This window comes from Variovorax sp. PBL-E5 (assembly GCF_901827185.1).
Taxonomy (GTDB): Bacteria; Pseudomonadota; Gammaproteobacteria; order Burkholderiales; family Burkholderiaceae_C; genus Variovorax.
Map to the genome: position 1 here is coordinate 1,347,200 of NZ_LR594671.1, position 21,389 is coordinate 1,368,588.

The 21,389-nt window shown below is 67.0% G+C and carries 25 protein-coding genes; 10 read left to right on the forward strand and 15 right to left on the reverse strand.

Annotated elements, in window-relative coordinates:
- The first annotated feature begins 23 nt into the window (after positions 1 to 23).
- Positions 24 to 2,531, forward strand: coding sequence for a cation-translocating P-type ATPase (locus WDLP6_RS06595; RefSeq protein ID WP_162591691.1), 2,508 nt, complete (start codon positions 24 to 26; stop codon positions 2,529 to 2,531).
- On the opposite strand, the gene WDLP6_RS06600 is transcribed toward WDLP6_RS06595, so the two are convergent.
- The 3 genes from WDLP6_RS06600 to WDLP6_RS06610 all read right to left on the reverse strand — a co-directional run bounded on the left by WDLP6_RS06600 (position 2,518) and on the right by WDLP6_RS06610 (position 6,191).
- Positions 2,518 to 4,566, reverse strand: coding sequence for a PAS domain S-box protein (locus WDLP6_RS06600; RefSeq protein ID WP_162591692.1), 2,049 nt, complete (start codon positions 4,564 to 4,566; stop codon positions 2,518 to 2,520). The two genes, WDLP6_RS06595 and WDLP6_RS06600, sit on opposite strands and share 14 nt — an antisense overlap.
- Positions 4,566 to 5,294: a winged helix-turn-helix domain-containing protein gene (locus tag WDLP6_RS06605; RefSeq protein ID WP_162591693.1), complete on the reverse strand. Its 729-nt coding sequence runs from the start codon at positions 5,292 to 5,294 to the stop codon at positions 4,566 to 4,568. Before WDLP6_RS06605 ends, WDLP6_RS06600 begins: the two co-directional genes overlap by 1 nt.
- Before the next feature lie 63 nt (positions 5,295 to 5,357).
- Positions 5,358 to 6,191, reverse strand: a complete 834-nt coding sequence (locus WDLP6_RS06610; protein WP_162591694.1) for a universal stress protein — start codon at positions 6,189 to 6,191, stop codon at positions 5,358 to 5,360.
- 214 nt (positions 6,192 to 6,405) lie between these two features.
- On the opposite strand from WDLP6_RS06610, the gene WDLP6_RS06615 reads away from it, so the two are divergent.
- The 3 genes from WDLP6_RS06615 to WDLP6_RS06625 all read left to right on the forward strand — a co-directional run bounded on the left by WDLP6_RS06615 (position 6,406) and on the right by WDLP6_RS06625 (position 7,963).
- Positions 6,406 to 7,215 carry a sensor histidine kinase gene (locus WDLP6_RS06615; RefSeq protein ID WP_162591695.1) on the forward strand — a complete coding sequence of 270 codons (810 nt, stop codon included), beginning with the start codon at positions 6,406 to 6,408 and terminating at the stop codon, positions 7,213 to 7,215.
- A 10-nt stretch (positions 7,216 to 7,225) separates the two neighbouring features.
- Positions 7,226 to 7,441, forward strand: coding sequence for a hypothetical protein (locus WDLP6_RS06620; RefSeq protein ID WP_232076972.1), 216 nt, complete (start codon positions 7,226 to 7,228; stop codon positions 7,439 to 7,441).
- Positions 7,442 to 7,648: 207 nt separating this feature from the next.
- Positions 7,649 to 7,963, forward strand: a complete 315-nt coding sequence (locus tag WDLP6_RS06625; protein ID WP_162591696.1) for an Hsp20/alpha crystallin family protein — start codon at positions 7,649 to 7,651, stop codon at positions 7,961 to 7,963.
- A gap of 70 nt (positions 7,964 to 8,033) precedes the next feature.
- Here WDLP6_RS06625 and WDLP6_RS06630 read toward each other — a convergent pair whose 3' ends face one another.
- Complete coding sequence (locus WDLP6_RS06630; RefSeq protein WP_162591697.1) at positions 8,034 to 8,243, reverse strand: hypothetical protein; 210 nt, start codon at positions 8,241 to 8,243, stop codon at positions 8,034 to 8,036.
- Positions 8,244 to 8,572: 329 nt separating this feature from the next.
- Between WDLP6_RS06630 and WDLP6_RS06635 the strand changes: the two genes are divergently transcribed.
- Complete coding sequence (locus tag WDLP6_RS06635; protein WP_162591698.1) at positions 8,573 to 8,914, forward strand: Hsp20/alpha crystallin family protein; 342 nt, start codon at positions 8,573 to 8,575, stop codon at positions 8,912 to 8,914.
- Between the two features lie 4 nt (positions 8,915 to 8,918).
- On the opposite strand, the gene WDLP6_RS06640 is transcribed toward WDLP6_RS06635, so the two are convergent.
- The 6 genes from WDLP6_RS06640 to WDLP6_RS06665 all read right to left on the reverse strand — a co-directional run bounded on the left by WDLP6_RS06640 (position 8,919) and on the right by WDLP6_RS06665 (position 14,086).
- The gene (locus tag WDLP6_RS06640; RefSeq protein WP_232076973.1) at positions 8,919 to 9,368 is read right to left on the reverse strand and encodes a TraR/DksA family transcriptional regulator; all 450 of its coding nucleotides are present in this window, start codon (positions 9,366 to 9,368) and stop codon (positions 8,919 to 8,921) included.
- A 21-nt stretch (positions 9,369 to 9,389) separates the two neighbouring features.
- A complete protein-coding gene (locus tag WDLP6_RS06645) occupies positions 9,390 to 10,382 on the reverse strand; it encodes a zinc-dependent alcohol dehydrogenase family protein (protein WP_162591699.1) in 993 nt (330 codons plus the stop codon).
- Positions 10,383 to 10,389: 7 nt separating this feature from the next.
- Positions 10,390 to 10,680 (reverse strand): BON domain-containing protein, encoded by a 291-nt coding sequence (locus WDLP6_RS06650; protein ID WP_162567074.1) that lies wholly within the window; start codon positions 10,678 to 10,680, stop codon positions 10,390 to 10,392.
- Positions 10,681 to 10,801: 121 nt separating this feature from the next.
- Positions 10,802 to 11,455, reverse strand: coding sequence for a BON domain-containing protein (locus WDLP6_RS06655; protein WP_162591700.1), 654 nt, complete (start codon positions 11,453 to 11,455; stop codon positions 10,802 to 10,804).
- 106 nt (positions 11,456 to 11,561) lie between these two features.
- Positions 11,562 to 13,253: a PHA/PHB synthase family protein gene (locus WDLP6_RS06660; protein WP_232076974.1), complete on the reverse strand. Its 1,692-nt coding sequence runs from the start codon at positions 13,251 to 13,253 to the stop codon at positions 11,562 to 11,564.
- Positions 13,250 to 14,086, reverse strand: a complete 837-nt coding sequence (locus WDLP6_RS06665; protein WP_232076975.1) for a L,D-transpeptidase — start codon at positions 14,084 to 14,086, stop codon at positions 13,250 to 13,252. Before WDLP6_RS06665 ends, WDLP6_RS06660 begins: the two co-directional genes overlap by 4 nt.
- 109 nt (positions 14,087 to 14,195) lie before the next feature.
- Between WDLP6_RS06665 and WDLP6_RS06670 the strand changes: the two genes are divergently transcribed.
- Complete coding sequence (locus tag WDLP6_RS06670) at positions 14,196 to 15,038, forward strand: universal stress protein (RefSeq protein ID WP_162591701.1); 843 nt, start codon at positions 14,196 to 14,198, stop codon at positions 15,036 to 15,038.
- Between the two features lie 47 nt (positions 15,039 to 15,085).
- Here WDLP6_RS06670 and WDLP6_RS06675 read toward each other — a convergent pair whose 3' ends face one another.
- The 3 genes from WDLP6_RS06675 to WDLP6_RS06685 all read right to left on the reverse strand — a co-directional run bounded on the left by WDLP6_RS06675 (position 15,086) and on the right by WDLP6_RS06685 (position 17,694).
- Positions 15,086 to 15,700, reverse strand: a complete 615-nt coding sequence (locus WDLP6_RS06675) for a hypothetical protein (protein ID WP_162591702.1) — start codon at positions 15,698 to 15,700, stop codon at positions 15,086 to 15,088.
- Positions 15,701 to 15,794: 94 nt separating this feature from the next.
- A complete protein-coding gene (locus tag WDLP6_RS06680; protein WP_162591703.1) occupies positions 15,795 to 17,246 on the reverse strand; it encodes a trypsin-like peptidase domain-containing protein in 1,452 nt (483 codons plus the stop codon).
- Complete coding sequence (locus WDLP6_RS06685) at positions 17,239 to 17,694, reverse strand: universal stress protein (RefSeq protein WP_162591704.1); 456 nt, start codon at positions 17,692 to 17,694, stop codon at positions 17,239 to 17,241. The genes WDLP6_RS06680 and WDLP6_RS06685 overlap by 8 nt, the downstream gene beginning before the upstream one ends.
- A 198-nt stretch (positions 17,695 to 17,892) precedes the next feature.
- On the opposite strand from WDLP6_RS06685, the gene WDLP6_RS06690 reads away from it, so the two are divergent.
- Entirely contained in the window at positions 17,893 to 18,411 is a 519-nt protein-coding gene (locus WDLP6_RS06690) for a universal stress protein (RefSeq protein WP_162591705.1), read from the forward strand.
- Complete coding sequence (locus tag WDLP6_RS06695) at positions 18,408 to 18,875, forward strand: hypothetical protein (RefSeq protein WP_232076976.1); 468 nt, start codon at positions 18,408 to 18,410, stop codon at positions 18,873 to 18,875. Before WDLP6_RS06690 ends, WDLP6_RS06695 begins: the two co-directional genes overlap by 4 nt.
- 83 nt (positions 18,876 to 18,958) lie before the next feature.
- Here the strand turns inward: WDLP6_RS06695 and WDLP6_RS06700 are convergent, their stop codons facing one another.
- Positions 18,959 to 19,486, reverse strand: a complete 528-nt coding sequence (locus tag WDLP6_RS06700; RefSeq protein ID WP_162591706.1) for a flavodoxin family protein — start codon at positions 19,484 to 19,486, stop codon at positions 18,959 to 18,961.
- 95 nt (positions 19,487 to 19,581) lie between these two features.
- Complete coding sequence (locus tag WDLP6_RS06705; protein WP_162567079.1) at positions 19,582 to 20,106, reverse strand: universal stress protein; 525 nt, start codon at positions 20,104 to 20,106, stop codon at positions 19,582 to 19,584.
- A gap of 102 nt (positions 20,107 to 20,208) precedes the next feature.
- Here WDLP6_RS06705 and WDLP6_RS06710 point away from each other — a divergent pair, with 102 nt between their 5' ends.
- Together WDLP6_RS06710 and WDLP6_RS06715 are read left to right on the forward strand one after the other, a co-directional pair.
- Positions 20,209 to 20,709 carry an NUDIX hydrolase gene (locus tag WDLP6_RS06710; protein WP_232076977.1) on the forward strand — a complete coding sequence of 167 codons (501 nt, stop codon included), beginning with the start codon at positions 20,209 to 20,211 and terminating at the stop codon, positions 20,707 to 20,709.
- An 81-nt stretch (positions 20,710 to 20,790) separates the two neighbouring features.
- Entirely contained in the window at positions 20,791 to 21,375 is a 585-nt protein-coding gene (locus tag WDLP6_RS06715; RefSeq protein ID WP_162567080.1) for a hemerythrin domain-containing protein, read from the forward strand.
- The last annotated feature ends 14 nt before the right edge of the window (positions 21,376 to 21,389 follow it).

The window sequence follows — 21,389 nt, forward strand, 5'->3', positions numbered from 1 at the left end:
CCCATGTCGCAATCCTGGCGTCCATGACACATCCGCTCGACAGCAGTGCGCAGGGCCTGGACGAGAACGAAGCCCTGGCGCGACTGCGCCGGGACGGGCCTAACGTCCTGCCTTCGACCGAGCGCAAGGGGGTGCCGCGCATCGCATGGACCGCGCTGACACAGCCGATGTTCCTGCTGCTGCTGGCGACCGCGGCGCTCTATGCGGTGCTCGGCAGCCTGGGCGATGCCGCCGTGCTGCTGGTGTCCGTGCTGGTGGTCGGCGGCTTGTCGATCTACCAGGAACAACGCACCGAGCGTGTGATGCACGCGTTGAGGGATCTCTCCAGTCCGCGCTGTACTGTCGTGCGGGAAGGCGTCTCGCGCCGCGTTGTCAGCGCCGAACTGGTGTGTGGCGATCGTCTCGTCGTCAACGAGGGCGATCGGCTGGCGGCCGACGCGCGCCTCGTCGAGGCCGCCGCGATACAGGTCGATGAATCGCAATTGACGGGCGAATCGATGCCAGTGGGCAAGCATGCTGGGGGCACGGCCGAGGCTGCATTGCTCCATGCAGGAAGCCTGGTGGTCCGGGGAGACGGCGTTGCCGTCGTGACCGCCACAGGCGCGAACACGGCCCTGGGGCGCATTGGCGGCTCGATCACCCGGATCGCACCGCGTCAGAGCCGGCTGCAGGGCGAACTCAAGGTTCTGGTTCGGCGAGTCGCGCTGCTCTCCCTGCTCACCTGCGGCGTCGCGGCAACGGTCTTCGCGCTGCGCGAGGGTTCGTGGTCTGCCGGCCTGCTCGTGGGGCTGACGCTCGCTATGTCGCTGATCCCGGAAGAATTCGCCGTCGTCTGGAGCGTGATGCTCGCACTCGGCGCCTGGCGGCTGGGGAAGTCGCAGGTTCTGACGCGCCAGCCGCAGGCCATCGAGGCGCTGGGTACCGCCACCGTCCTGTGCGTGGACAAGACGGGTACCTTGACGCGCAATCGGATGACCCTTGCCGCGCTGCACGATGGCAGGCAGGGCGGCCGACTCGATCTGCGGGATGTCGTGCCGCCGCACTTCCATCGCTTGCTCGTCGGCGCGATGCGCGCCAGTACGGCCGTTGGCGTCGAACCGATGGATCAGGCGATCTTCCGGGCCGGCGCGGCCGCGGGTCTCGACTTGCCAAAGGACTGGCTTTTGGGCCAGCGGCAGGGCGTGCGCGACCGCCAACCCTACGTCGTCAACTGGTGGCGCCGCGCGGAGGGGGCGGAGCACGTCGTCGTGGTCAAGGGTGCGCCCGAGGCCGTGCTGGCGTTGTGCGACGCGGAGGCCGCTGAATTGCACCAACTCGCCGAGGCCGCGCACAGCTGGAGCGCGGAGGGACTGCGCGTTCTGGCGGTGGCCGAGAGCCGCACAGCCGCGTCAGGTTCCGATGGATCGCTGCCGCAGGGCCTGCGGCTCTCACCCCTGGGTTTGCTGGGTTTCCTGGATCCGCTGCGCGACGAGGTGCCGCGGGCGATCGAGGACTGCCGGCGAGCGGGCGTGCGGGTGGTGATGATCACGGGCGACTCGGCGCTCACTGCGCAGGCCATCGCCCGCGACGCAGGCCTGATCGAGACAGACACCGTTCCCGTCATGACCGGCGCCCAGATCGCGGCGATGAACGATTTCGAATTGTCGCGATGCATCGGTGCGCTCAGGGTCTTCGCCCGAGTCGACGCAGCGCAGAAGCTGCGCATCGTCCACGCCCTCCAGGCGCAGGACGAGATCGTGGCCATGACGGGAGACGGCGTCAACGATGCGCCTGCCCTTCGGGCCGCCGATATCGGTGTTGCGATGGGGCAGCGCGGTACCGATGTCGCGCGCGAGGCCGCCGCCCTGGTGCTGATGGACGACAACTTTGCCTCGCTGGTCGATGCAGTGCGCGCGGGACGACGCATCTTTCTCAATCTGCGCAAGGCCCTGGGGTATCTGTTTGCGGTCCATGTGCCAATCGTCGGTGTCGCGCTGATCCCGGTCGTGCTGGGAGGGCCGGTCCTGCTGCTGCCGCTTCACGTCGTACTGCTCGAACTCCTGATCGACCCCGCGTGTTCGCTGGTGTTCGAAGCGGAGCCCGCACCGGACGACAGCATGCGCGTGCCGCCGCGGCGAAGCGACGAAAGGCTGTTTTCGCCGGCAGCCGCGGTTCGCGCGCTGGCTCTCGGCAGCCTGGCCTTTGCAGGCGTTGTGCTCGTTCAATGGTTCTGCCGCCTGCACGATGCCGCACCGGACGTGCTGCGGCTGGCGAGTCTGGGCTCGATCGTGCTGGGCAACATGCTGCTCCTGCTGTGGTTCCGCGGCATCCGCGGCGGTCAGGAGCGGGCCAATCCGGCCTTCATGGTCCTGCTGGCAGGTGTCTGCATCGTCTGGGTGCTGCTGCTGGGCGTGCCCGCCATCGGGTCGGTATTCGGCCTGCCTGCCGTGCCGGCTGCATGGGCACTGGCCGCCGCGCTGCCCGCGGGTTGGGCCGTGTGGCGTCTGGCCCGGCGGCGCCGATGGGCGCCGCGCCTGTTCATTGAGCGGTGAGCAATGCCCTTGTCATCGCGCGTTCCAGTTCGTCCCGGGCAAAGGGCTTGCGCAGCAACTCCCAACCGGGCGGCGTTTCGAGCAGTTCGACCGAGAATCCCGACATCAGCAGCACGGCCAGGCCGGGTCGCCTCTTGCGTGCTTCGTCGGCCAGCTCGGTCCCCTGCATACCAACGCCGAGCGCGATATCGGTCAGCAACAGTCCGACACCCGAGTCGGATGCGAGGGCGATGAGCGCCTGTTGGGCATCGCCGCACGGCAGCACCTCGCAGCCCATCGATTCCAGAAAGCTCTGAACGACGCTGCGTACCTCGGTATCGTCCTCCACCAGCAGCACGCGCAGCCCTCGCGGCACGCTGCCGCCGGCAACGTCCTCGTTGCCATGCTGGCCCCCATCGTCCGGCTCGATGCGCGGCAGGTAGAGCGTGACGGTCGTGCCCTCGCCCGGCGCGCTGTCGAGCCGGATGGCACCACGCGATTGCCGTGCGAAGCCGTAGACCGTGGACAGTCCCAACCCGGTGCCGCGTCCGATCTCCTTGGTCGTGAAGAAAGGTTCGAAGGCGCGATCCTTCACCGCCTGCGGCATTCCGCTACCAGTGTCCACGATGGAGATCGCCACATAACCGGCGGCCGGAGCCTGCGCCATCTCGGCGTCAAGCTCCGGCGGCAGCTCGCGCTCGGCATGGCATGCGAAGGCCAGCGTGCCGCCTTGCGGCATGGCATCGCGCGAATTGATGGCAATGTTGAGCAGAGCCGATTCCAGCTGGACCGGATCGGCCAGGCAAAGCACCTGGTCCGTGTCGAGCGTGATGGTGATGCGCTGGTCGAGTGTTCGACGCAGCATGTCGGTCAGCGAATGGAGGAGGGCACTGGCGTCGAGCACCACCGGCTGGAGCACCTGCCGCCGCGAGAAGGCAAGCAGCTTGCTCGTGAGTTCTGCGCCGCGTCGCGTCGCGCGCGTGGCGGCACTGATCAATTGCAGCGCGAATGTGTCGGCGGCGCAGGCGGGCGTCTCTTCGAGTACCTGCAGATTGCCCGAGATCACGGTCAGCAGGTTGTTGAAGTCATGGGCGATGCCGCCCGTGAGCTGGCCGACGCTTTCGAGCCGCTGCGCATGGTTCAGGGCGTCCTCGCTTTGCGCCCGTTGCAGGACAGTGGCCAGCAGGCTCGACAGCGAATCGAGAAAGCGGACCTCGTCCTCGCCGAATCGCCCGGCCGTGCGCGAGCGCACGGCCAGGATGCCGATCACGTGGCCGCGGTCTGCCAGCGGCACGGAGATCTCGCACGTCATCCCGGCCCGCAGGTAGAGAGCCGGAATCTTGAATCGCTGGTCCCGTGAATAGTCGCCGATCAGCACCGGCTTGCCCTGCGCGACGACATAGCCTGACGGGGTGTCCGGCTCGTTCGGAATTCGATCCCCGATGGTCTCCTCCGGCAGCAGGCCGACCCCGGATGCGATCCGAAACTCCAGGCCGCTCGGCTCCAGCAGGAGCACCTTGGCCGTTTCGACCTGAAGCGCGTCCGCCGCGGTCACCGGCACCTGTTCGAGCAGCCGCTGCGTGTGGGGCGCCTGCACCGCGAGGCGCCCGAACTGCGCCAGGCATTCGGCATAGCGCGCCCGTTGCAGGGCCTGCTTGACCCGGGGATAGGCGCCGACACTGCGAATCGCGGCCACCACGAACGGCAGGCCATGGTCGTTGAGCGGACTGAGCGCGATCTCGACCATCACCTCGCTGCCATCGCGGCGCTTTGCCACCAGGTCCATCTGCGTGCCCATCGGGCGTGTGCGCGGCTGATCGGCATACGCGTTGCGGTAGGCCGCATGGCGCGGCCGGATGGCATCGGGGACGAGGACGTCGACCGAGAGTCCGAGCAGTTCCCGGGCTTCGTAGCCGAGCAGGTCGAGCGCCGCCGGATTGGCCAGCACGATCACGCCATGGAGATCGACCAGCAGCAGCGCATCGGGGTAGGCAGCGAACAGCGAGCGGAAAACGGTGCCGTCGTCGAAGCCCGGAATGACGGGGCCTTGCGTCATCACGCCGTCTCGACGCCGGGAACGAAGAGATAGCCGGCGCCGCGCACCGACTTGATGATCTGGGGACGCTCCGGATCGGTCTCGAGCTTGCGACGCAATCTTCCGATCTGCACGTCGATGGTCCGGTCGAAGGGCCCGCTTTCGCGTCCGCGCGTGCTTTCGAGCAGGAAGTCGCGCGACAGCACGCGGCCGGGATGGGTGCTCAGGACATGAAGGAGGTCGAACTCGCCCGAAGTCAGCGTCACCTCGGCACCGCCGGGCCTGAGCAGCCGTCTCGCGGCCGTGTCGAGTTCCCAGCCCGCGAACTGCAGCAGCGGGCGCGGCGCAGGACGCGAAACAGGCACGGCCGGTGTCGCCGGCGCGATGCGTCGCAGCACCGCCTTGATGCGTGCAAGCAGTTCGCGCAGGTCGAAGGGCTTGGTCACATAGTCGTCGGCACCGACCTCGAGGCCGACGACCTTGTCGACCGGGTCGCCACGGCCGGTCACGATCACGAGCCCGCAGTGCCAGTGCTCCCGCAGCTGGCGCGCGATCGCGAAACCGTCTTCGCCCGGGAGGCCGAGGTCGAGGAGCACGAGCACCGGCGCGTCCTTGCCCATCAATTCGAGCAGCGCCCGCCCCGAGTGCAGCTGGCTGACGCGATAGCCGTGGCTGCCCAGGTAGTTGGCCAGCAGGAGCGTGATGTCGTGCTCGTCGTCCAGGACGGCAATGTGGGTAAGGTCGGTCACCGGGGCATGGTAATCGCCCCTCCGGCTGCCCACAATGCCTTCGGAGCACCGGGACGAAAGCCGTCAGTGCGCCATCAGCACCGGCACCGTCATCGAATCCAGGACGGTGAGCGTCGCGCCTCCGAGCACCAGTTCGCGCATACGGCTGTGCCCATAGCAGCCCATGACGATCAGATCGGCGCCGATCTCCGCCGCCAGCGACAGCAGATCGTCGCCGGCATGGCGATCCCTGATCTGGCGGTGCTCGTGTGGGTGCGAAATGCCGTGCAGGCGAAGCCACTCGGAAACCTGGACGGGTACCGCCTGCGTCTCGTCGCCGCTTCCATCGGCGCACACGAGGTGGACCTGCCGCGCTTGCCGAAGAAAAGGCAGGGCGGCAGTGAGCGCACGAGCTGATTCCCGCGTAGCCTTCCAGGCCACCAGCACCGTCTGCGGCGCGGCCAGGGCCTGACCCGCGAAGGGAATGATGATGGCCGGCCTGCCGCTGTCGACGATGACTGCCTCGGCGAGGTCGCCGGGAACGTCGAAGCCATCTGCATCCGCCGGATCCCGCTGGCCGAGAACCAGCAGATCGGAGCACAGGGCACGGCGCGTGAAGGTCTCGACGACGGGCTCGCCGGACAGTTCCAGCCAGTGGCTTGCGGAGGCGCCGGCCTTGTTCTCGATTTCGAACGAGGCGACCGCGCGGGCCCGATGGTCGGGGTTTATTTCCGCAGGCATGGGTACCGACGGCACGCCACCTGCCAGCGGCAGCAGGGGCAGGTAGCGTGGCGCGACCGCGAACAGCGCGGTCAACGAGGCCTGATGAATGTCCGCGAGTTGACGGGCAAGACGCATGCGGCCCTGTGCGCGTGCCGTGCCATCGAGATGCACGAGGATGGATTTGATGGAGTCCATGGCGCTCCGCCCTTCCGGGTTGTGGATGCGGCAAGCGTAGGGGCAAAAAGGGCTCGCCGGCTTGACCGGGGTCAAGTCTCGGCCTTAGGCGGCATCCGCCGGCCCTTTGCCAGCCGTTTCGGACGTATTCATTGATCTGGATCAGATCCATCGTTCCGCGGGCGCGAGAGCATGCAGAAAGACCAGCGAGTCGATCCATGCAAAAGGAACCCGTATGACACCCAGCTCCGAACCAGATCGTCAGCGCTCGGTGCGCCTCGCGGAACTCGCCGCCCATCTGCAACGTGCACGCGAACAGGAGCGCGCGCACTTGGCGCGCGAACTGCATGATGAGCTCGGTGCGATCCTGACCGCCGCCAAACTGGACGTGGCGAGTCTTGGCGCGCGTCTGGGCTCCCTGTCGCCCGACATCGCCCGGCGTCTGAAACATCTCGCCGACACCCTCAACAGCGGGATCGCACTCAAGAGCAGGATTGTCGAAGGCCTGTGTCCATCCGCCCTCGCGAACCTCGGCCTGGTGGCCGCATTGGACATCCTGGCGCGCGACTTCGGGCTCGGCGCCGGCATCGCAATGACCGTGACGCTGGAGGAAGTCGCCTTCGATGCGCCGACACAGCTTGCCATCTACCGCCTGGTGCAGGAGTGCCTCACCAATATCGGAAAGTACGCCTGCGCCAGCGAAGCGCAGATCGTCCTGGTCGACTGCAAGCAGGACGCCATGGTGGCCGTGCTCGACAACGGCAGCGGCTTCGATGTGACCGGTGCGGACTCGTCGCATCACGGCCTGCAGGGGATGCGCCATCGGGTCGAAACTTGCGGCGGGCGGTTGACGATCACTTCCGCACCGGGCAAGGGAACGCGGATCATGGCGATGCTGCCCAAGGCGCGGGGTCGCGCCGGGAGCGATGCCTTGGCGCCGGCCTCGTCGCGCGCGGCGGGTCTGGCCTCGGAGGGCGCCGCGCCTGGAACGATCTCCCGCCGCCTGGGGGCAGGCGAGCCGCATGCAAGGCTCGGAATTTCATAAGGAGATGCTCATGACCGGTGCAGCTTTCCCCGTGTCGCAACCCGGCGACGGCTACTGGCGATCCATGCTTGCCTGGCAAGCCCTGCTCGCGGAGAACCTGATGCGGGTTCAGTGCAGCCAACTCGATATGGCGATGGCTTGGCAGGAGTCTCTGCGTGCAATCCAGCAGGAGATGTGGGACCAGTGGGTCTGCAGGTTCGGCGGCGGTGTGCCGCTCGACGGCTAGCGTGTGGATGTTCCTGCCGTCTCTCGTGAGCATCGCAACCCGGCTCATCCTTGATCGAGCGCAAGGCGCGCAGCCGCGGGATTCCTAGACTCGAGATTGTCGCGATGCGGCTGGCGCATTTCGATTCGCAACGATGTTCAACCCACTGGAGCCCTCCAAATAAATGCTTTGACCCGTTTCGATCGAATCGAAAATCTTTTCCCCGAAATGATGCGCCGCTGGGCGCGTCCCCTTCAACTGCTGGACGACGTCAGCCTGCCGGCCGATATCCGCGTCGATGTCAGCGAGAACGACAAGGAATACCTCGTGAGCGCCGAGATTCCCGGTGCCAAGAAGGACCAGGAAGAGAAGCACGGGCGTTCGCTGGTGAAGGAAACCTATCACGGCAGCGTTTCGCGCGGCTTCACGCTGGCCAGCGATGTCGACGAGAAGGCCGCTGCCGCCAAGCTCGAGGACGGCGTGCTGCGTCTCACGCTGCCCAAGCGCGAGGGCAGCGCCAGCCGTGTCCTGAAGATTGATTGAACCCGACATCTGGTTTCGATCGTGGCTTGGCGACTTGCAGATCGGCTCGTCGCCCGGCCGCGGGCGATGTTCAGTTCAACCGGCGAGGTTGCACGTCGGGTCTGGCGACTTCCAGATCTCGGACTGCGCGGGCGTAAAGGTAGTCGATGCGCCCGCGCTCGCCGAGAGAATCCATGTCGACATGGCCCAGCACGTCGCAGGGAAAGCTGTAGCCGCGACCTCCGGCCCTCAGGGGGCGAAAGCAGAGTTCGTAGTGGGCGGATGCATGCGAAGCGTTCATCACTGTCTCCTCGATGCGCATTCCGGTTTCTGCATGGGAACGAAGCAGGGGCGATGCGCAGCCTCAATGTAGGCGCGCCGATTGACGGAACCATCAATGCCGTGCATCGATCGGAAACGCTGCGTGAACCTTCCGTATCGCAGCGTGTCGCAGCAGGCGATGTCCGGTCGACATGCCTCAGCTCCGGTCGGACTCATGCCGCCCCTGGCGACGCGCCCTCGATTTGCACCGATCTCCTGCGGGAGCAGTCATGAGACAGCAGCACACGCTTCGATCGTGCCTCCTCGCGCCGCCCGGTCGGGGTCCAGCTGGACGGCGTGCCGTGCGCGATGCTGCGCATCACGGAAGACGCTGTCAGCTATGACGTGATCGCTGATTTCGACGATGTTCCGCCCAAGGATTTCGAGGTGGAACTGGCAGGCAACAAGCTTTACATCCATGTGCATGTCGTGCCGGTCACCATTCGCGGTGGACCCGCGATGTGCACGCCGACGCAGTGCAATGCCGAACCAGACAGCCTTTGCCTTGCTTTCGAATGCGCCATCGATGTTGCTGCCTCGAGCAGGGAGTGCAGCGATGGGATGCTGCACTTGTCGTTGCGCAAGCAAGGATCGCCGCGCGCGCTCCGGCATCCACAGGAACCGCCACCATCCTGTTGCGCCGGCGCGTGATGGATCAGCGATGCTGCTGCCTCTCCAACGCGGCTTGGCAGGCAGCGCAGCGAATGGCGGTGGGCTGGGCGAACAGCCGATCGCGTGGAATCTCCTCGTTGCAATCGGTGCAGATGCCGTAGCGATCGTGCGCGAGGCGCTGCTGCGCCTGTTCGATGTCGTGAAGCCTGGCGCGGTCGATCTGGATTTCCGTGAAGCGCACATCGTCGAGGCGCTGCGTTTCGGCTGCGTCCGCGAAGGTCCGAATTTCAGGTTGATTGGCTTCGAGCCCGCCCTGTACGTCGGGGCCGGCGTTGCGCAGTTCGTCGAGTGCCTGCCTCTTCAGGATCTGCAGTCGTTGCGCGAGAAGGTCGCGATCGGCGGTGCTGAGAGGTTTCATCGGAATGCATCGAGAGCAAGAAGAGAGGGTTCGATCATGGCCTGCTGCAGCGCCGGCGGCCTTGACATCGGTCAAGCGATGCGGCTGCGCTTGCGATCAGGGCAGCAGCACCGCCGCGCCTTGCAGTCTGCCGGCGCGCACGTCGGCCAAAGCGTCGTTGGCCTGTTCCAGCGGGTAGGTCGTGACGTGCACCTGCGGCGCCTGCGTCTGGACGATGTCCAGAAACTCGCGCGCGTCGTCGCGGGTCAGGTTGGCGACCGAGACGATCTGCCGCTCTTCCCACAGCAGCCGGTACGCAAACGAGGGGATGTCGCTCATGTGGATGCCGCCGCAGACGACCCGGCCGCCCTTTCGGACGGCGCGCAGCGCGATGGGAACGAGCTCGCCGGCCGGGGCGAAGATGATCGCCGCATCCAGCGGCTCGGCGGGGAGTTCATCGGACCCTCCGGCCCACACGGCGCCCAGGCGGCGCGCAAAGGCCTGCCCCTGCACGTCGCCGCTTCGCGTGAACGCGTGGACCTGCCGGCCCTGTGCGCTGGCCACCTGCGCGATCAGGTGGGCCGCGGCGCCGAAGCCATAGAGGCCCAGACGCCGCGCGGATTCGCCCGCCGCCTTGAGGCTGCGCCAGCCGATCAGCCCGGCGCACAGCAGGGGCGCGATCCGTGCCGGGTCGTGCGCCTGCTGCAGGCCCAGCGGCAGGCAGAAGTCGGCCTCCGCGACCACATGGCTCGCGAAGCCGCCGTCCCGATGGTAGCCAGTGAAGCGCGGGGCGTCGCACAGGTTCTCTCGGCCGTCGTGGCAGTAGCTGCAATGCCCGCAGGCATGGCCGAGCCATGGCACGCCCACGCGATCACCGATGCGATGCCTTGTCACTTGCGCACCGAGCGCATCGACCACGCCGACGATCTCGTGCCCCGGCACGATCGGCAGCGTCGGCAGTGGCAGATCGCCATCGACCACATGCAGATCGGTGCGGCACACGGCGCAGGCCAGTATGCGCAGGCGTACCTCGCCGCCCGCGGGCTCGGGCGATGCCCGTTGTGTCAGGCGCAGTGGCTGGCCTGGCGCCTCCAGGACCATGGCGCGCATGGTGCTATCAGGCCGCGCCGGCCTCGAGCTGTCCGACGCCGCCCGCCGATGCGCTGTCGGAATCGCGCCGGCAAGGCTCGGGCACACCGCGCACGACGAGCTCGTTCACCAGGGTCTTGATGCCCTTCACTCGCCGGACGGCGCATTCAACGGCGCGCTTCAGATCGATGCTGACCAGCTGTCCGGTGAGTGTGACCGCGCCGTCCTCGACGCACACGTCGACGTCCGCGCAGCAAGCCTGCGGGTCCCAGTTCAGCGCGGCAAGCACCTCGTGCCTCAGTTCGATGTCGGGGTTCATTGCAATCCTTTCGCAAGTTCGGGCCCAGGCCATGTACTTCCCGCCGTTGATCGACAGGGTGCCTCGGCCAAGGCCGCGCCGATGCCGGCCGTCCTACCGGTGATCGACGCAACGCGCATGCTCAGACTTCCACCAGCACGTCGTTGATGACGGTCGCAACGCCGGGCGCCGACCAGGCGGCGCCCTGCACCGCGTTGAATTCCGCCCAGGAATGGACCTTGCCGCGCAGGGTGACCTTCGATCCGTTCACGCTGATCGACACGGCCTTGGCCTCGCGGTCGGCCTGACGCTCGAGGGCTTCGCGAATGTTCTTTTCCACCTCGGAGGGCTTGACCTGCGGCGTGACCTTGACGAGGTTGCTGACGCCGGTGACGCCGAGCAGATTGCGCACCGCCGTCTCCGCGGCCCGGCGCTGGTATTCCCATTCGACCTCGCCGTTCAGGGTGATCCAGCCGTTTTCCGCCATCGGCTTGATCTTTCCGTCGGGCACGAGCACGTTCCATTCGAGCGCGCGTTCGGCTGCCAGGGCGATGTCGGCGTCGGTGCGTTCATAGGCGGGGGCCAGCTTGACCGAGAGTTCGACCGCCAGTGCCTTCACGCCCTTGACGCGCTGCGCGGCGCGCTCCACTGCGTACTTCTCGGCATAGGAGCCGAGGTGGCCGGTCAAGGTGACCACGCCATCCTTGGCGATCACGCCCACGTTGGTGGCCTTGATCGCAGGGTCCCAGGTCAGCTCGGCCTGGACATCGTCTCTGAGTTGTGCATCGGTCTTCATGGAATTCCTTCGGTTGATTGGAAGTGGTACGGCAGGCATCGCGGCAGGGACGCCGTGCCTGCAAGCTCACTGTAGGAACGCCCGGCGCGCGCCGCCTTGCGCTGGATCAAGCATCGCGACTGGGATGCCGGCCTTCCAGCACGTAGGTGCCGGGCGCGTCGCAGATCGGCGCGAGGCCGTGTCGGGTGGAACCGATGCGCGGTGGCTTGCGCCGCGGCCCCGAACGATCGGCCAGCCAGCGCTGCAGGAGCGGCCACCACGAGCCTTCCACATGCGTCGCCTGCAGCAGAAAATCGTCCGGCCCGACATAAGGACTGTTCCTGGCGCGCTGCAGGACGCAGTAGCTGCGACGCGCGTGCCCCGGCTCGCTCACGATGCCGGCGTTGTGGCCGCCGTCCGTCAGCACGAAAGTGATGTCGGCATCGCACAGCAGGTTGAACTTGTAGACCGAACGCCAGGGCGCCACGTGGTCGGTCCGGGTGCCGAGCGCGAAGACGGGCACTTCGATGTCCTTCAGCGAGACCGGGCGGTTGTCCACCAGGTAGTGGCCTTCGGCCAGCGCGTTGTCCAGGAACAGGCTGCGCAGGTAGTCGGCATGCATGCGATAGGGCATGCGCGTACCGTCGGCATTCCACGCCATCAGGTCGGTCATCGGCATGCGTTCGCCCAGCAGGTAGTTGCGCACCATGGGCGTCCAGACGAGATCCTGCGCGCGCAGGAGCTGGAAGGCGCCGGCCATCCGCCGTGCGCTCAGGTAGCCTTGGCGGGACATCACGTCCTCGAGAAACGCCAGCTGGCTCTCGTCGATGAAGAGGCTCAGTTCGCCCGGTTCCGTGAAGTCCGTCTGCGCAGCCAGCAACGTGAGCGTGGCAAGGCGCCCGTCATGGTCGCGTGCCATCGCGGCCGCGCCGATCGCCAGCAGGGTGCCGCCGAGGCAGTAGCCGACCGCGTGAATGCGCCTGCGCGGCAACACAGCGCCGATCGCATCGAGGCTGGCCATGAAGCCCAGCTTCAGGTAGTCGCTCATGCCAAAGTCCCGGTCGCTGGCGTCGGGGTTCTTCCAGGAGACGGCGAACACGGTGTGGCCCTGCCCGACCAGGAAACGGATCAGCGAGTTGTGCGCCGACAGGTCGAGCACGTAGTACTTCATGATCCACGCGCTGACGATCAGCACGGGCTCGGCGTGCACGGTTGCGGTGACGGGCGTGTACTGGATCAATTCAATGAGCCTGTTGCGCAGGATGACCTTGCCCGGCGTTGCGGCCACCTCGCGTCCGGGTTCGAAGGCCTCCGCCCCCGCTGGCGGCAGCTCCAGTGCGGAACGCCTTGCGTCGTCGATCCAGTTGGCGGCGCCTTTCAGCAAGTTGAGTCCGGCGGTGGCCACCGTTCTTTGCAGCACCTGCGGGTTGGTGGCGGGGAAGTTGGCGGGCGAGCCCATGGCATGCCACTGCCGTGCCATGAAGGCGACCAACTGCGCGTGGTGGCGGTCCACACCCGGCACGCTATCGGTCATGCCATGCAACCATCGTGCGCCGGTCTCGAAGGCCCGCCGGTACAGGTCGAAGGGCCAGCGCTCCCATTCGTCGCCGCGCAAGCGCGGGTCGTGCTCGGCATTTCGATCCGCGGCCAGCCACGGCGGCTGGTCGGTCCACGCCTTCGTGCAGCGCTCCGGTTGCGCGGCCATGTGGATTGCCCAGTCGGCCCACGCCAGTATCAGTGCGGCAGGTGACATGCCGCGGGTCAACCTGCCCCACGCAGCATGCAGCATCCTGTCGAACTCGTTGACTTCTTCGTTCACTTCGCGGTCCTGGCTCGCGTTGCAGCTCGGGCCGCGGTGGCACCGGGTTTCGGGGACCACGCAGGACGTTCATGGCGCCCTGTGTCGACGACGATCAGGTAGCGCCCGGCACCCTCGACCGGCGTCTGTGCGGGCGGCAGCACCCACATCGGCAGACCCTCCGCTGCGGCCGAAAGATAGTCCTCGTCCAGCACGCCGAAGCGGTCAAGCAGGCGGTTCAGGCTCGCGGGAATGCGGATGCAGCCCTTCGATTGCGCGCTGCCGAGCCGTGACTCCAGCAGCTCGGGATCGGTCGCATGCATCTGCAGACGCATGGTGCTCGTGCCGCCATGGCCCCACAGTCGCTCTGCCTGTTGCCATCCGAGGTCGAACACACGCATTCCCTTCGCGCCGTAGCCGCGGATGCCTCGCGCGTTGAGCGTTCCTTCGGCGCGGAAATCGGGGTTCGAGATCGAATGCTCGAACACGCCGAGTGGTGTCTCGAAGTGATCGAAGTCGCCGCCGCGCCCGGTCGATACGGGCGAGGCGCCGACGAGAAGGGGTGCGGATCCGCTGTCCAGCCAGTAGAGAAAGATCGCCTGCACGTTGGGATTGCGGTCGACCAGCGCCACGTATTGCGCGTGCGCAGGCGGGATGCCGGCGCGCTCGAGCGCTTCGAGCGCGAGAACGCCATAGCGAAGGGCCTCGTCGGCGGGCGGATCGAGGCGCATCTCGACCTGATCGCGGTAGGTTTGCGCCAGGTCGGCAGGGCTGGGCGGCGCGGCAGCGGCGCAGAGCGCCCACAGGGCCATCGCGGGCGCTGCGAGGAATCGGACAGAGCGGGAGGGAGGCATCGTGCGCCGAAGTCTGACGGCGCGAATGTCCGTCGCATTGACCGGCGTCAAGGCACTTCGCTGTCCTGCGTTCGAGGATGAGTCCATCCGCATTCCAAGGAGCTGCCGCATGAACTTCCGAACCATCCTCGTTCACTTGGACCCCACGGACCGATGTCCCGTCCGCGTGCGTCTCGCCGCCGGGCTGGCCCGGGCGCATGGCAGCCATCTGGTCGGTCTGGTGCCCACGGGCCTGTACGACGGCGCCATTCCCATCGGCGCCATCCCCACGGGCGCAAGCGACTTCATCGCCGAGTCGTCGGAGCATCTGCGTCGGCGCGCGAATGCCATCGCCGAAGAGTTCAGGGAGCAGGCGGCGGGCCCTGGTCCGTTGTCCAGCGAGATTCGCCGCGTCGACGGCAGCACGGTCGACGCCGTCGTGAATCACGGGCGCGCCAGCGACCTGATCGTGCTCGGCCAGGGCGACCGGTCGAATCCTGCGGATGCGCCGCTGCGCGAGCTCGCACAACAGGCGATGCTGCAGACTGGCCGTCCCATCCTCATGGTTCCCTTTGCGGGGCATTTCGACAAGGTCGGGGAGCACGCGGTCATCGCCTGGGATGGCTCACGGGAATCGGCGGTTGCCATGCGCCAGGCGCTCCCGCTGCTGAGGCGGGCGGCCCGGGTGACCCTGCTGTCTTTCCATCGGCTGGGCGAAGCACCGGACGGCGGCAAGCTTCTGGTCCCGGAGATGACCCACTGGCTTTTGCGGCATGGCGTGCAGGTCAAGGCCGACCAAGAGGCCGTCGACATCGACATCGACGATGCATTGCTCTCGCGCAGCACCGACCTGGGCGCGGATCTGCTTGTGATGGGTGGCTATGGCCATTCACGGTTCCGCGAACTGATGCTGGGTGGCGTGACCCGCGGGATCCTGGAGAAGATGACTCTGCCGGCGCTGCTGGCGCACTGACGATCGCCACCTTCCCGTACCGGGCGCGCGTCCGAAGCCGCCGGCCTTCAGCGCCCGGGGGCCTGATCGGAAGTACGTGCATTCCGTCTGGCCGCCTGCGCCGTTCTGGCGGCCGCGTCCCGAGCGGCGCGTGCCGCCGCGGCCGTGGCTTGCTGCGCCTCTTGCAAGGCGTTGCGCGTGGCCTGCGCGGCCTGCTCGGCGTCCTCCTTGCTCGACGCCGCCGCCTGGTGGACCGATTCCTCTGCCTTGCCCAGGGCGTCCCGGGTGGCGGCGGATGCCTTCTTGCCTTCTTCTTCGGCAGCGCGGGCAGCAGCCTTGCTTTCGTCGAGTGCCTTGCTTGCCGAGGTGCTGGCCTTTTCCTCGAAGCGGGTCGCGGCATCGGCCGCCTTGCGGGCTGCGCGTCGGATCGCTTCGGCCGCCGCGCTGGAAAGCCGCCCCGCAGTCATCCTGCCTTGTTCGGCGGCGTCCTTGGCTGCGTTGGCCGCCTTGCGCGCGGCGCTCTCTGCCTCTCGTGCCGCCTTGCTTGCAGCCGCCACGGTCTTTTGTGCCGGGCCGGGCGGCGGACTGAGCTGGCCGGGCTGCGTGGAGTCGGCAGCGAAAGCCGTTGCGCTGAGGGAGAGTGCCAGCAGGGCCAGCAGGGCCAGCAGCGTTCTCGGGGTCATGGAATTCTCCTGAGTTGCGGGTGGCATGAGCATCCGGCTTCGGATGCCGGCGGCGCTTGCGCCAGCGCAAGAAATCCGCAGCAGCGGCCAGACTTCAATCTCCGCGCGTCTCGCGGCGCGCGGCGCGCGCGGGCGCCTGGATCGGCACGTAGGCCCGGCGTCCCGCGCGCAGGACCAGCAGCGCGGCCATGCGGCCCGGTGCCATGCGTGACACGATGCGGCTGTAGTCGTCCACGCGATCGACGACCACGTCGTTGACTGCGAGGATGATGTCGCCCGCGCGCAAGCCCTCGCTGCGCGCTGGGCCGATGGCCTGCCTGACCAGAAGGCCACCTTCGATGCGCAATTGCACGCGCTGCATGCGCGACAGTTCGGTGAGGCCGAGGCCCAGACCGTCGCCCGTGGGCGTGGGAGGCCGCGGCACCGGCGGTGTCTGCGCATGAAGCTCTTCGTTCAACGTCGCCCACAGCGTGACGGCGCGGCCGCGGCGCCATGCTTGGAGCTTGACGCGCGTGCCTGGCGTGCGGTGCACCACGTCCCGCAGCAGTTCGGTGAAACGCTCGATGCGGATGCTGTCGATCGCGCTCACGATGTCGCCGGACAGGAGACCAGCCGCCTCGGCGGGACTATCGGCTTGCACATGCACCACGAGCGCCCCGGCCGCCGCGCTCAGGCCGAAGGACTGGGCGAGTGCGGGGCTGACCTCCTGGAACTCCGCGCCGAGCCGTGCGCGCCTCACGCTGCCATGCGCGCGCAACTCGATCGCGATCTGCATCGCCAAATTGATCGGCACGGCGAAGGACAAACCCATGTAGCCTCCGCTGCCGCTGTAGATCATCGAATTGATCGCGACCACCTCGCCTCGCGCGTTGAACAGCGGACTGCCCGAGCTGCCCGGGTTGATGGCCACATCCGTCTGAACGAAGGGAATCTCGCCCGCGCCAGACAGATAGCGGTCCGTGGCGCTGACCACGCCGGCCGTGACGCTGCCGTGAAAGCCGAAGGGCGCGCCGATCGCCGCCACCCAGTCGCCCGGTGCGAGCGTCGACGAATCGCCGAAGACCGCGGCCGGCAAGCCGCTAGCCTCGATCTTCAGCAAGCCCACATCGGTGGGCCTGTCCGCACCGATCAGCCTGGCGGCGAATTTGCGCCCGTCGCTCAGCCGTACCTGCGCCTCGTCGACGCCGGCGACCACGTGGCCACTGGTGAGAATCAAGCCGTCGCTGCTGAGAATCACGCCGGATGCGACATCCCGGATCTGACTGATCGCCAGGCCCGCGGGCAGGGGCTGGGCCAGTCGGTCCGCGAAATCGGCATCGGGCGTGATCTCCACATTGTCTTCGTCATCGGCGTCGGCGTCGCGGTCGAAACGCAGGGCGGTGATGTCGACCACGGTTGCGCTGCGACCGGCGACGAGGGCGGCGAAGGCGGTCGTCTCCGATGTCGCGGTAGGCTGTGCCGCGCCGGCGCCGCAAGCGGCGAGCAGGCCCGCAAAGGCGACGCACCGGATGAGCCGCCGCCCGAACACCGACCCGCGATCAGGCATCGGCCGCTTCGTCGCGCACCAGCAGCACCGGCACCCGGCTGCTTCGAACGACCCGATCCGCATCGCTGCCGAGTGCCAGTCGGCTGAAGCCGCGGCGGCCATGCGTTCCCATCACGATCAAGTCGCACGCTGCCGTCTGGGCCTCGTCGACGATGATGTCGGCGACCCGGCCCTGCGTGACCTCGCGCAATACCGCGTCGGCCTGTATGCCGGCTTCCAGCGCCTTGGCCTTGGCCTCGGCCAGCACGCCTTCGCCGTACTGCCGCAGCTTCTGCATCGACGCTTCGAAGCTGGAGATGGCCGACATCTCCACCAGCATCGGAAAGTCGTCGATGACAAGCAGCAGGCGCAGCCTGCTTCTCTGTTCGGCAGCGAGTCGAATCGCCTCGCGCAGGCCGCGTTCGGCGGCCGAGCTGCCGTCCACCGGGACCAGGATTCGCTGATACATGGTTGTTTTCCTTTCGGGCCGATGCACGGAATGCCCGCCCTCGGCCGCACGGGCGAGCGAATCGATTCTTGGGCCCGCTTGCACCAAGTCGTTTGCGCCAGGTCAACGCGGCGCCTTGATGCGCGTCAAGACCGTGCGGATTCGCCGGGCGGAAACTGATGCCCATCCATCCACACCTGCACCGGCAGCCATACCGCCATGTATCAACGAATCTTGGTTCCCATCGACGGCAGCACAACTTCTCTTCTCGGTCTGGACGAAGCCGTCCGTCTGGCCAAGCTCACGGGCGCGAAGCTCAGGATCGTTCACGTCGTGGACGAACTGAAGTACGTGTCCGGCTTCGAGACCTTCGCCTCTTACAGCTCGGACCTGATTCCGTTGATGGAGCAGGCCGGGGAGCAGGTTCTTCAGCAAGGCAGGGAGCGTGCGGCGAAGGCCGGCGTGCAGGCCGAGAGCGTTCTTTTCACCTCGCCGGCAGGTCGCGTCTCGGACTTCGTCGTGGAACAGGCGAAGACCTGGAACGCCGAACTCATCGTGATGGGAACGCATGGCCGCCGCGGCATCGGCCGGGCACTGCTCGGCAGCGACGCGGAACAGATCCTGCGCGTCGCCCCGGTGCCGGTATTGCTGGTCAGGGTCGTCCAGGCCGCTGAGGCGAACGCAGCCCGGGCGGCGGGCGCAGAGCCGGCACCTTCCCGTGTCGCCGTTGAAGCTTGAACGCCGAAGCTGTCTCCTGTTTCCTCAAAGCCAACTGGGAGCCGACCATGCCGACAAAGATTGTCGATTTCTCCGCCCGGTCCGAGATCGTTCGGGCCGAACCCTTCAACATCCATTTCTGGGAATGCACGCCATCCGAATTCAAGGCCTATCTCGGCAAGCCGCGCGACTTCTTGCGCAAGATGGGCATCGGCTTGCCTCGCGACTGCCGGATCGAGACGACGATCGAGAACCATGACTGGCTGGGTGACGAGGCCCCGGATTTCGAGAGCCAGAACGGCACGGTCATCTGCAACGTGGGAAGCGGAGGGGTCAGCCGTCAGGTATATCGCGTGGTGAGCTATGCCCACGACAAGTCGGCGATCGGGGAGTTCAAGAAAGTGCGGCTTCACAAGGCCGGGCAGGAGCAGGTCGGCGAAGAGAACGAGAAGGACAAGAAAAAGAAGAAGCGCAGGGGCAAGTAGTTTCTCGCCATGCAGCGGTGCAAGGATGCGCAGACGCGCGAGCCCTGATCCGCATCAGCCGATGGGCAGATTCCGATCCTCGATCAGGCCGCCTGCGGCGACCAGGCGGCTGCGCGGGTGGCGGTCTGCGTGTTCTGCGATGTCTCCACCGCCGTGCCGAAGGCTTGCAGGCGGGCTGCGCAGCTGCCGTCCTCGACCTCTCGCGCTGTGAAAGCCGTGCTCAGCAGGGGAGAGCGACCCAGCAGCGCACCGATTTCGGCGACCGCGTTCGGCGCGCCCTGACCCCCCATGACGGACACCACGGCAACGCGCGGCAGCTGATCGCGCCGCGACGTCACGAAGCTTCGCATCGGGCCTGCGAGCCGATAGGCCCAGATGGGCGCCACCAGCACTACCACCCCGAACTCGGAAGGCTGCGGGCCCGTGTAGCGAATGGGCGGGCAGCGCCGCAGCCAGGAGTCGAGCAGACAGCGCCATGTGCCCCAGATGCCGCTGCGGGGCTGCACATCGAGGATTTCGGCCATCTGCCAGTCCTGCTGGCCGCACAGCAACTGCGCCAGCCGGCGGCAGGTGCCCGTATTCGAATAGCTGATCACGAGTACTTGGCTCATCGAAGCCTCCTTGGCGAACGGGATTTCTTCTGCCGTGAAATCCGAATCGGAATGGCTCGGCACCGCGGTGCGGTCAGTGCCTCGAGCGCGGCCCATCACTCCATCGTCAGGGCGGCGCTCGGCAGCTTCACATGGGTGGAGCCGTCAGCGCTCGCTTGCGGCTTGTCCGCGCTTTCGGGTGCGCGCACCAGCAGCACCGGGACGCTCGCAGAGCGCAGGATGTGCTCCGCGCTGCTGCCCATCACCAGCCGTCCGACGCCGCGGCGGCCATGGGTGCCGACGACGATCAGGTCGGCAGGCCAGGTGGCCGCCTCGGCCGTCACGAGTTCATGGACCGAGTTCCTGAACGTGTCGTGCAGCACGGTATCGACCTCGATGCCGGCGGCTGCCACTGTCGCCCTGGCCGCCTCGAGGATGCGGGCACCGCCGGCACGCAGTTCACCGAGCCAGTCGCCCGCGTAGCCGGCATAGGCATCCATGGCCAAGCTGAACGAGAGCTCGTCGACGACATGCATCAGGCGCAGCTTTCCGTGCGTGAGCTTGGCGAGGCGGATCGCCTCGTCCAGCCCCCGGCGGGAGGTCGGACTGCCGTCGACGGGGACGAGAATTCGCTGGTACATGATGCGCTCCTTGGGCTTGCGGTTGAGGTGCAGGCAGTATGGAAGGCGGTTCGTGCGGTGCTTTGACATCGATCAAGTCGTCGTGATTCGATGGCGGTTTTCATGGACGTGATGAAAACCACCAGCTGCGGCGTGCTCGTGCTTGATCCGGCAGGCGAGCTGCTCCTTTGCCACGCTACGGGGAGCCGCTACTGGGACATTCCCAAGGGCGGAGTCGCCGGCTCCGAGGCCGGTCCCCAGGCGGCCGTACGCGAAGCGCGCGAGGAGTGCGGCTTGAGGCTGGAGGCCAACGAACTTCTGGATCTCGGACGCTTCGACTATCTGCGCCACAAGGAGCTGCTGCTCTACGCCGTTCTGATGGAGCGGTTCGACACGCGGCAATGCGTGTGCGTGAGTACCTATGTCGATCGCCAGGGCCGCGTACGGCCGGAGATGGATGCGTTTCGGTGGGCGCCTTTCGACGATTTGCAGGCGCGTTGTGCGCCAAGCCTGTCGAGCGTGCTGACTGGGCATCTGTCGCTTTCTTCGCTGCTGGATGATCTGTTGCGCGCCGGCAAGCCGAAGCCTGCGGTTTTCGCGTTCGACGCGACGGGCAAAGCATGAGAAGAGCCGCAGTCCTTGATCTGCGACAAGGCAACGCGCAGCCACAGGGGCGACGCTCGGGGCTTCAACCCGGAGCCTCGCATGACGCACACCACCACCCGAATCATTCGCGACGAGCACGCCGCGCTGGCCGCGATGCTTCGATCCATTCTGCTGTTGCTGGCCCAGCACCGGCGTCGCGGCACGCTGCCCGATTTCGCTGCGCTGCGCGCCATGCTGTTCTACGTCGACGAGTTTCCGGAGAAGCGGCATCACCGCAAGGAGTCGCAGCTGCTGTTCCCGAAGCTTCGCGCGCGAACACCGCTGTCGAGGGAACTCCTCGACCGGCTGGACGACGACCATGAACGCGGCGAGCGCAGGATCCGCGACGTCGAGCACGCGCTGCTTGCCTTCGAGATGCTCGGCGAGCCTCGCCGGCAGGATTTCGAAACGGCCGTCGAGCGTTATGTCGATTTCTACCTGGCGCACATGGCGCTGGAGGAAAAGGAGATCCTGCCGCTGGCCGAACGCGCGTTGACCGAGGAGGACTGGGCGGAGCTGGACCGCGCATTCCTTGCCAACCGGGATCCGCTCACGGGTTGCGAGCCCGACGAGCCATACCGGGCGCTCTTCACGCGCATCGTCAGCATCGTCCCGGCACCGATCGGGCTGGGCGCGGAAGCCTGATAGACAGGAAAGGT

Bases quoted from the DNA above. Each gene is read 5' to 3' on its own strand.
- WDLP6_RS06595 (WP_162591691.1), top strand. From the start codon at position 24: ATGACACATCCGCTCGACAGCAGTGCGCAGGGCCTGGACGAGAACGAA.
- WDLP6_RS06600 (WP_162591692.1), bottom strand. From the start codon at position 4,566: ATGACGCAAGGCCCCGTCATTCCGGGCTTCGACGACGGCACCGTTTTC.
- WDLP6_RS06610 (WP_162591694.1), bottom strand. From the start codon at position 6,191: ATGGACTCCATCAAATCCATCCTCGTGCATCTCGATGGCACGGCACGC.
- WDLP6_RS06615 (WP_162591695.1), top strand. From the start codon at position 6,406: ATGACACCCAGCTCCGAACCAGATCGTCAGCGCTCGGTGCGCCTCGCG.
- WDLP6_RS06620 (WP_232076972.1), top strand. From the start codon at position 7,226: ATGACCGGTGCAGCTTTCCCCGTGTCGCAACCCGGCGACGGCTACTGG.
- WDLP6_RS06625 (WP_162591696.1), top strand. From the start codon at position 7,649: ATGATGCGCCGCTGGGCGCGTCCCCTTCAACTGCTGGACGACGTCAGC.
- WDLP6_RS06630 (WP_162591697.1), bottom strand. From the start codon at position 8,243: ATGAACGCTTCGCATGCATCCGCCCACTACGAACTCTGCTTTCGCCCC.
- WDLP6_RS06635 (WP_162591698.1), top strand. From the start codon at position 8,573: ATGCTGCGCATCACGGAAGACGCTGTCAGCTATGACGTGATCGCTGAT.
- WDLP6_RS06645 (WP_162591699.1), bottom strand. From the start codon at position 10,382: ATGCGCGCCATGGTCCTGGAGGCGCCAGGCCAGCCACTGCGCCTGACA.
- WDLP6_RS06650 (WP_162567074.1), bottom strand. From the start codon at position 10,680: ATGAACCCCGACATCGAACTGAGGCACGAGGTGCTTGCCGCGCTGAAC.
- WDLP6_RS06655 (WP_162591700.1), bottom strand. From the start codon at position 11,455: ATGAAGACCGATGCACAACTCAGAGACGATGTCCAGGCCGAGCTGACC.
- WDLP6_RS06665 (WP_232076975.1), bottom strand. From the start codon at position 14,086: ATGCCTCCCTCCCGCTCTGTCCGATTCCTCGCAGCGCCCGCGATGGCC.
- WDLP6_RS06670 (WP_162591701.1), top strand. From the start codon at position 14,196: ATGAACTTCCGAACCATCCTCGTTCACTTGGACCCCACGGACCGATGT.
- WDLP6_RS06675 (WP_162591702.1), bottom strand. From the start codon at position 15,700: ATGACCCCGAGAACGCTGCTGGCCCTGCTGGCCCTGCTGGCACTCTCC.
- WDLP6_RS06680 (WP_162591703.1), bottom strand. From the start codon at position 17,246: ATGCCTGATCGCGGGTCGGTGTTCGGGCGGCGGCTCATCCGGTGCGTC.
- WDLP6_RS06685 (WP_162591704.1), bottom strand. From the start codon at position 17,694: ATGTATCAGCGAATCCTGGTCCCGGTGGACGGCAGCTCGGCCGCCGAA.
- WDLP6_RS06690 (WP_162591705.1), top strand. From the start codon at position 17,893: ATGTATCAACGAATCTTGGTTCCCATCGACGGCAGCACAACTTCTCTT.
- WDLP6_RS06700 (WP_162591706.1), bottom strand. From the start codon at position 19,486: ATGAGCCAAGTACTCGTGATCAGCTATTCGAATACGGGCACCTGCCGC.
- WDLP6_RS06705 (WP_162567079.1), bottom strand. From the start codon at position 20,106: ATGTACCAGCGAATTCTCGTCCCCGTCGACGGCAGTCCGACCTCCCGC.
- WDLP6_RS06710 (WP_232076977.1), top strand. From the start codon at position 20,209: ATGGACGTGATGAAAACCACCAGCTGCGGCGTGCTCGTGCTTGATCCG.
- WDLP6_RS06715 (WP_162567080.1), top strand. From the start codon at position 20,791: ATGACGCACACCACCACCCGAATCATTCGCGACGAGCACGCCGCGCTG.